The organism is Robertmurraya mangrovi, assembly GCF_034427655.1.
GTDB lineage: Bacteria > Bacillota > Bacilli > Bacillales > Cytobacillaceae > Robertmurraya_A > Robertmurraya_A mangrovi.
On the sequence record NZ_JAXOFX010000009.1, the window covers coordinates 143173 to 151158 of the forward strand.

The window sequence follows — 7986 nt, forward strand, 5'->3', positions numbered from 1 at the left end:
GAGGTCTGAATAATGACAAAACAAGCAGTTGACGTTTTTCGTTCTTGTATTCCATTGTTTACAGCATTGAGTGATCCAGCTAGACAGGATATTATCTTGCTATTAGCCGAACGGGAAAGTCTTAGTGTTAATGAGATTGCCGATGCATCTACGCTTTCTCGACCCGCCATTTCGCACCATCTGAAAATATTAAGAGATAACCAACTAGTGAAGATTGAACAACAAGGAACGTTGCGCTACTATTCATTAACGTTAGAGAACAGTGTGTCCCAATTAAAAGAGTTAATAGATATTGTAGAGCAGGACTGTATCCTATAATAGATAAAAGAACAGACTTGATATGAGTCTGTTCTTTTAGTTCTATTAAAACTCCTCTAACTAGGTTATGGAATGTTTTCTTCATCATTTTCCTCCAACAACTTCCTGTTTTTTCAAATCAACATCTTTATCCAAAGTGACTCTAATATTCTGTGGCAACAGCCCCTAATGATATGGCTCTAATATGTTTGTCTTGTTTTATCTTTAGTAACTCTTCCTTTGTTCCAGTTACTACAACGCCAAGAATAATCCCATCTTTCATGTTTTGTTTCACATTTTCTAAAAGAGGGTTAATTAAATAACGATAATTTCCTGTATCTTTTAGTTTTGCTAAAGTAGCCAGGAAATCCTCCTCATTTTGAGTTTCCATTTTTCCTTCGCCTTTCATGGTTTGAACACTAAATCCATAAACATAGGATGCAGAGTCACCTGAACTATGAAGTCCTTTTAATTGCTCTATAGCTCTTAGGTTATAATCATTAACCCGATACCAAGAAATCTTATTTTTTAAATTAAAAAATTCCTGTACTTCTTTAACTGTATAAGATTGGTCAAATGAGATTGCCACTTCCATTACCGCATCATCTGGGGCATTTTGTATTAAGTCTAAATCGTTATAAATGTTTTCATATTCAAACCACGGATGATAAAACTGCATCGTTCTTTGTCCATTTATCGTGTTATAATACCGAACATTTCCCTCTGTTTCACCAACGGTAACCTCATCATAAACCGATAAAGCTGATGAGTTTTCATTATGTCCTAATGCATTAAACTCTCGAAAGTCATTCCCCCAAGGGACTACTCGATCTTCTATTAACTTATATTTATTGTAGGTATAGGTTCCCGATAGGATTCCATAATCAAAGGTCCCGCCCCCTATATGGATATTAGGTTCCGAAATTTCAAATAGTAATCTATTAGCCTCAACTGCTTTTTCGTGGGCATGATTGACAATCATACCATTAATAAATAGCGAAAGGGCGCCTATAAAAAATAGTGAAATCGTTGAAACCATTATATTTCGGATCACACTTTTTCTTTTTGCCTTTTTAACAATCCCTTCAATATCATTAGATTGAAATGCGTCATTTCTCATTATGATTCCCCCCAAAAAAACTGGTAAGTTTCTTCCTAGTGCGATATAAATAGGTCTTAACATTACTTTCTTTTAGATTGAGGTGTTCTGAAATTTCTTTATATGAAAATTCATCCTCATACTTCATTTTTATTAATTGCCGTTCAAGTGGTTTTAATTGGTGTAACACCTGCTCATACTCATTTTTCTCTTCTAGTTTTATCACGCTTTCTTCCACGTGGTTTTCCTCTGAATCCAGTAGAAATTCATCAAACTCAATCATGGTTCGACTGCCGTTTTTTCTACAAAGGTCGTAATATTGATTAATTGAAACCTTGTATATCCATGACTTAAAAGCCTTAGAGTGAATACCATCAATATTCAAAAATGCACGATATAAGGATTCTTGAACAATATCTTTTGCATCTTCTGGATTAGCCCCCATCGAGCAAAGTTTTTGATATATATCATTAGATAATCTAGTTATCTCTTCATTTGAGGGCTTACTCATTGTTTCATCTCCTTTCACAACTACTAAAACGAATGAAACTTGATTATGTATACAAAAATATGAATCATTTTTTCCTAAAAATTTAATTCATTAAAAAAGCTTTACTTCCTATTTGAAGCAAAGCCTAATTTTTATTAGCTGTTAATTATATCTTTATCAAATATAATATTATGTCCTTCTTTCCAACTATACTAAATCGTTAGTTAAATAAAAAGGATTTCTCCTCCTTAAAGTTTCGAAACTAATAAGAGGTTCATGGTACTCCTTGGAAAAGTCGGCTTGTGAATTGAAGAATATCCAATAAATAATTTCGCATAATAAAAAATATGAAAAGTATAGGAGGTGAACCGCTTTGGATAAAGAGGATATAAAATTTACCTCAGCGGAAATTGGTACTCTGTGGGGAGCTTATGTTAATGGGACTGCGATAGATACTGTTAATAGATATATGGTATCCATAGTTGAGAATGAGAAAATAAAAGCAGTTTTAGAAGAAGCGATCCAGATATTTGCACAGCAAAAAGAACAGATTGTTTCTTTTATTAAAAGAGACGGATTTCCTCTTCCAAATGGCTTTAATGATTCGGATTTAAGAAAGGACGCAAAAAGACTATTCACTGATATTTTTTGCTTACACTATATACACATAATGACCTTACATGGTTTAATCGGTCATGTAACAGCTTTATCCTCGTCAGTAAACAAGGATTTAAGACATTTTTATGATTCATGTGATAATGACGCTAAGGAACTTTATCATAAAAGTACAGAATTACTTTTAGAATTGGGACACTTTCAAAGAGATCCATATTTCTATCCAGAAGAAAATCAAGAGCTTATTATTGATAAAGATTTTACTGATGGTTTTTTTGGAAACAATAGACGTATAGCCGCAACAGAAATTATTAGTCTTTCTTTGAACTTGAAGAAAGCGATTTTGTCTAAAGCTTTATCTATTTCATTTAGCCAAGTTTCTCAGATACCAGAGGCAAAAGAATTTTTAGAGTACTCAGGTAAAGTGGCTGATAAACAAATTCAATCGTTAGCAGCTATATTACAAAAAGATAATTTACCTGCACCTATGTCTTGGGAAACAGAAATTACAAACTCAACAGACAGTCCCTTTTCAGATAAGTTGATGATGTTCCATTTGGGGTTTCTATTTCAAACTGCGCAAACATTCCAAGGTGCGGGTTTAGCAACAGCTATGCGAACAGACCTTGCATATGAATACGAAAAAATAATATTAACAAATTTAGCAATAACAAAGAAATGGTTTAATATCATGGTTAAATATAAATGGTTGGAGCAACCACCTCTTGCCCCAAATCGAAAAAACATTACACGTGGTAAGTGATGTAACAGTTTAAGGAGAAAGCATTTAGCCACATAGGATAGATGCTTCTCTAAACTAGAACAACCCTACATTTCTTGAAGTAATGCCCCCTTTAGCTTAGGTACACTATTTCAATCTACCTTATTCAATTTCACATCACTATCTCCATAATTGGCCCTTATTGGATTAACATCCTCTCACTAGTATTCTTTCTTTATTCTTTTATGTATCAAAAGCTCCTCGACTGTTTCCTTATATTTAAGTCTAATAAATTACATTTTTTCCACTATTGTCATATACATAACACTCGCTAGAAGAATACTTATATCATATAGCAAGTACAACTGTCTGTATGATATATGAGTATTTGTTCCCCCTTCTAGATTTAATAGATGCAAACATTGTATTTGCTGAACAAAATCAATAGAAAGGTGTGTTAGTTATTGGGAATTAGAATTAATCCTTCCGACCCAAATAATATCCCAAAGTTTGTTGATGAACTGGTTATTCCTCCCGTTGCTAGTTCAACTCCAAATCCTTCCTATCCCAATGGTAGTTATTATGAATTAGAAATGAAGGAAGCAAAGCATCGTTTTCATAAACTTTTTACCAGAAACAACGATTTGGGGTTATGAGGGTATTAGTCCTGGACCTACTATCGAAGCTAAAAAGGATCAAACAACTTATGTAAAATATATTAACAATCTACCTAGTAAGCATTTTTTACCGATTGATCATACGCTTCATGGTGCTGTTGATTCACCGGAAGTTAGAAGCGTGGTCCATCTTCACGGTGCAAATGTTGATTGGGAGAGTGATGGACATCCTGAGGCATGGTACACGCAAGATTACAAATACACGGGGCCAAAGTTTAGAAGAAAAGTCCATGAGTATACGAACCACCAGCCTGGTACAACCCTTTGGTATCATGACCATACAATGGGGATTACTAGATTAAATGTTTATGCAGGTCTTGCTGGGTTCTATCTTCTTCGTGATTTTTCTGAAGCACGGCTAAATCTTCCTAGTGGTAAATATGAAATACCTCTTATGATACAGGATCGCTCATTTAATGAAGACGGCTCATTATTCTACCCTGATTCCCCCCCTTTTCCTGTCAGTGTCCATCCCTCCATTACACCAGGATTTATAGGTAATACGATTGTTGTAAACGGAAAGGTATGGCCTTATTTAAAGGTAGAGCCTCGTAAATACAGATTCCGTATTCTAAATGCCTCTAATAGAAGAGGATATGTCCTAAGTCTATCTAATGATCAATCGATGGTTCAAATAGGAACAGATGGCGGCCTACTTTCAAATTCCAATCCAATATCTTCAGTAGAACTATTACCATCCGAAAGAACCGATGTTATTATTGATTTTACAAACCTTTCAGGACAAGAAATTACGTTAATAAACTCTGACACAGATTTTCCTGGGGAGCATACTAGTGTCATTATGAAATTTAAAGTAAATCTACCACTAGATGGCGAAGATCATAGTGAAATACCAGATCGGTTAAGAGCAGAAATGGAAATGCATGAACATCATGCTCACACGATTAGAAATTTACCTTTAACAGTGGATATAGATGAATATGGTAGACCTATGTTACTCCTCAATAATTGTATGTACCATGACCCTGCAACTGAAAAACCTTCTTTAGATAGCATTGAAATTTGGAACTTTATTAACGCATCAGGTGTTCCACATCCTATTCATGTGCACTTAATTCAATTTAAAATCCTTGAACGTAGACCATTTAATGTTCAACTATACCAGAATCAGGGCATTTTAGAGTTTACGGGTGATCCGGTTCCACCTCACGAATATGAAAGAGGCTGGAAGGATACAGTCAAAGCAGAAATTGGAATGGTCACAAAAATAATGATGCACTGGAAAGAACATAAAGGCCATTATATTTGGCATTGTCATTTCCTTGAGCATGAAGATCACGATATGATGAGACCTATAACAATCATTGATGACTCACACCCAGTTCAACCACCACATGCCGGCGAAGAGGATAACCACGATTAAGAAAGTACTAGTTCTGATCCTTTGCGACAAAGCTAATTGGAACAAAACCAAATAGAAATCAGTCACCTCATGGGGAGCTGATTTCTATTTCAAAAAAATACCAACCCGTTACTCAGCAAAAAAAATTTTAGTATATTATCTGAAGGTATTAAAGAAATTGTATAGGTCATCAACATAATAAGTTTTAAAAACAAGTTCTTCTTTATTGAAAACAAGCATTACAGGAAATCTTTCAATGCCCAGTTCTTCTTTAAAATCAACCACGTAATCTTCATCATATTCCATCCAGGCTGCTACTGCACGCTGGTCTTTGTTTTTTAATATATTCGTGATGTTTTCGTAGATTGGTTCTTGCAACTCAGAGGGTAATTTCTCCTCGTCTTCATACATTACAACAAGATTTAATCCATCTATATGTGATAGGAGCCTTGCATATTTTTCCTCATAGGTCATCTCTAATAATACTATTTCTTCTGGATAACCTTCGAAGTCATTCCCTCTTGGTGGATTAACTAACACTTTTTGCCCCTTTTTAATATCCTCAATCGATGCTTTTGTTCCATCCTCATGGTTAATAACTGTTTCTTCTTTTATATTAGCTGCATAAGGATAGGCTATATCTTTTTTGTTACCTTTGCTATTTCGTGTTTCCCATTCTGAGATATCAACAACAATCTTTTCACCTTTCTTAACTTCCCATACAGTTCCTATCATCTCATCATCTACATAATGTCTTCCATAGTCTCCTGCACACGCAGAAATGAATAACACCGTAAATAACAGAAATATCAAAGATAGAATGATTCTTGGCAAACAACTCCTCCTCTCTTTAGATAAACCACTTATTTAAATGATGAAATTTTCTAAAAAATTGTTTCGTAAATATAGAAAAGTGACCCTTCGTTTTGAAGCATCGTATCCATTAGTGTACGTTGCATTGTTAATAACTTTTTAACTTACTGATTGACCTATTCCTTACCACAGTCAAAACAACGTTTGTCTTTGTCGTTGTCTCCGTACATGCGGAGTTCCTTCTTTATTCCACAACTGCCGCAAAAGTCAAAGTGTATTTGCGGAAGAATCCCCTCTTCAGCTAACGGAACCCACTCTGTTTCATATAAACTCTTTGTCATACCATAATCGGTAAGAACAAGTTTACCATCAGCGTTTAATCCGAAATTACTACTGTCTTTCAAGTCAAAGCAGTCATAGTCTTTATCTAATATTTCTAATACCTCTTCAAACAAATGAGGAAGCAACTGTTGGTGTTCATCAACTTTTATCTCATACGATTGATTATTCTTTAGTTCTAATGGGCGGCAGTATCTTTGTATAGATATATATTCATCAACGTAATATGTCTGAGCGAGTAACGGGGCATATCCTTTATCTGCCATTGAATTATAAATTTCAAATTCATTTTGTGATTGTTTATACCCAATTGGATACAAATGTACTTTTATTACATAATCCAACACTCGATATACTTTTCTTGTAGAACCTATGCCTACAAAATAATCCTCTTTACAATACGGCTTCCAATTTTGAATGATTTGATTCAGCATTTTTTCCCCACCTCACACCTCTAAATAACTAAAATGACCCATTCAACTCAAAATGGCTTTCCTTTAACTTAACAATTCTAATACTCTGATCTAATTCTTGGATCTTATTTGCTAAACTTTCCACACCAAAAATTTCTGTGAACGTATGACTACCAACTAAAAGGTTAATTCCTGTAAATTGAGCATATTGGATGGTATATAAAGTCGCTTCTCCCGTAATATAGGTATCACAGCCTTCATTAACGGCCATTTTAATATGGTCAGTAGAGTGTCCTGCACCAGTTAAAACTCCTACTCTTCTTACCTGTTTTTCGTTATTTTTCCAAAATCTAACGGGTTCTTCTAACTTGCCTCTCATTCTATTGACAAGGTCATTAAAATGAATAGGTTCCCTAAATTCACCAACTCCAGGTACACTACCATTATCAAAATCTGAGTATTTAACAATTCGATCAATACCAACAACATTCATAAGAGAAGTACAAGTACCAAAGTCAATATAGTCTAATGGCCCGTGTATCCAAAAATGACTAATATTGTATTCTTCTAGTTTCTTAAGGCATTCCTCTCTTAATCCATAAATAAAGTCCCAAGCTTCGTGGTGAGTAACCATTAAGTCAACATCGTTCTCGACCGCTCTTTCAATGGTTTCAATAGATAGATTGGTTGAATACCCCATTGTAGAAATCGAATCGTTCGACTTATTTGTAAAACCGTAATCATCGTCATGGACTTCTAGTAACTCTTTTTGAAAAAGTTGTTGAATCATTTGTTCGAATTGTTCTAAGTTCATCACTTTCCCTCAGCCTTCTACTTTGTTTTGTTAATATCAACTTAGTTTTGTATACATTTGAAAGGATCAATTCTGATGGATTCCCAGTTTCCTTCAGCATCCTTCTTATATTGAGAAATTAATACATCTGTATCATTTGTTACTTGATAAAAGATAAACCGATAATCGGCTCCATCCGTACCAATAAAATCAATGGTTTTAACATAACCAACTTGTTTTGAAGTGACCCCTGTCAAGTAGACAGTGATAAAAACGCAAATTTAAGCAGCCTGAGTTCTGTATATATAAGGACTCAGGTTATTTAATTTCTTTTGAAATCTCTGGTAATTATAGAATCGTATGTAT

Annotated in this window: 8 protein-coding genes and 1 pseudogene; 3 read left to right on the forward strand and 6 right to left on the reverse strand. The window is 34.5% G+C overall.

Annotation, left to right across the window (positions count from 1 at the left end; genetic code table 11):
- Positions 1–12 precede the first annotated feature (12 nt).
- Positions 13–318 (forward strand): ArsR/SmtB family transcription factor, encoded by a 306-nt coding sequence (locus SM124_RS14670; protein WP_322447258.1) that lies wholly within the window; start codon positions 13–15, stop codon positions 316–318.
- Positions 319–460: 142 nt separating this feature from the next.
- Here SM124_RS14670 and SM124_RS14675 read toward each other — a convergent pair whose 3' ends face one another.
- Together SM124_RS14675 and SM124_RS14680 are read right to left on the reverse strand one after the other, a co-directional pair.
- Positions 461–1417, reverse strand: coding sequence for an anti sigma factor C-terminal domain-containing protein (locus tag SM124_RS14675; RefSeq protein ID WP_322447259.1), 957 nt, complete (start codon positions 1415–1417; stop codon positions 461–463).
- Positions 1407–1907: an RNA polymerase sigma factor gene (locus tag SM124_RS14680; RefSeq protein ID WP_322447260.1), complete on the reverse strand. Its 501-nt coding sequence runs from the start codon at positions 1905–1907 to the stop codon at positions 1407–1409. Before SM124_RS14680 ends, SM124_RS14675 begins: the two co-directional genes overlap by 11 nt.
- Before the next feature lie 352 nt (positions 1908–2259).
- Between SM124_RS14680 and SM124_RS14685 the strand changes: the two genes are divergently transcribed.
- A complete protein-coding gene (locus SM124_RS14685; RefSeq protein WP_322447261.1) occupies positions 2260–3264 on the forward strand; it encodes a DUF3231 family protein in 1005 nt (334 codons plus the stop codon).
- Positions 3265–3686: 422 nt separating this feature from the next.
- A pseudogene (locus tag SM124_RS14690) lies at positions 3687–5283 on the forward strand (multicopper oxidase family protein).
- Positions 5284–5418: 135 nt separating this feature from the next.
- Here SM124_RS14690 and SM124_RS14695 read toward each other — a convergent pair.
- The 4 genes from SM124_RS14695 to SM124_RS14710 all read right to left on the reverse strand — a co-directional run bounded on the left by SM124_RS14695 (position 5419) and on the right by SM124_RS14710 (position 7877).
- Positions 5419–6096, reverse strand: a complete 678-nt coding sequence (locus SM124_RS14695; RefSeq protein WP_322447262.1) for a hypothetical protein — start codon at positions 6094–6096, stop codon at positions 5419–5421.
- A 155-nt stretch (positions 6097–6251) separates the two neighbouring features.
- Positions 6252–6848, reverse strand: coding sequence for a protein kinase (locus SM124_RS14700; protein WP_322447263.1), 597 nt, complete (start codon positions 6846–6848; stop codon positions 6252–6254).
- Between the two features lie 28 nt (positions 6849–6876).
- Complete coding sequence (locus SM124_RS14705; protein WP_322447264.1) at positions 6877–7641, reverse strand: Nif3-like dinuclear metal center hexameric protein; 765 nt, start codon at positions 7639–7641, stop codon at positions 6877–6879.
- 41 nt (positions 7642–7682) lie between these two features.
- Positions 7683–7877 carry a hypothetical protein gene (locus SM124_RS14710; RefSeq protein WP_322447265.1) on the reverse strand — a complete coding sequence of 65 codons (195 nt, stop codon included), beginning with the start codon at positions 7875–7877 and terminating at the stop codon, positions 7683–7685.
- Positions 7878–7986: the final 109 nt, after the last annotated feature.

Coding starts and splice junctions, on each gene's coding strand:
- SM124_RS14680 (WP_322447260.1), bottom strand. CDS start 1,907: ATGAGTAAGCCCTCAAATGAAGAGATAACTAGATTATCTAATGATATA.
- SM124_RS14670 (WP_322447258.1), top strand. CDS start 13: ATGACAAAACAAGCAGTTGACGTTTTTCGTTCTTGTATTCCATTGTTT.
- SM124_RS14705 (WP_322447264.1), bottom strand. CDS start 7,641: ATGAACTTAGAACAATTCGAACAAATGATTCAACAACTTTTTCAAAAA.
- SM124_RS14675 (WP_322447259.1), bottom strand. CDS start 1,417: ATGAGAAATGACGCATTTCAATCTAATGATATTGAAGGGATTGTTAAA.
- SM124_RS14700 (WP_322447263.1), bottom strand. CDS start 6,848: ATGCTGAATCAAATCATTCAAAATTGGAAGCCGTATTGTAAAGAGGAT.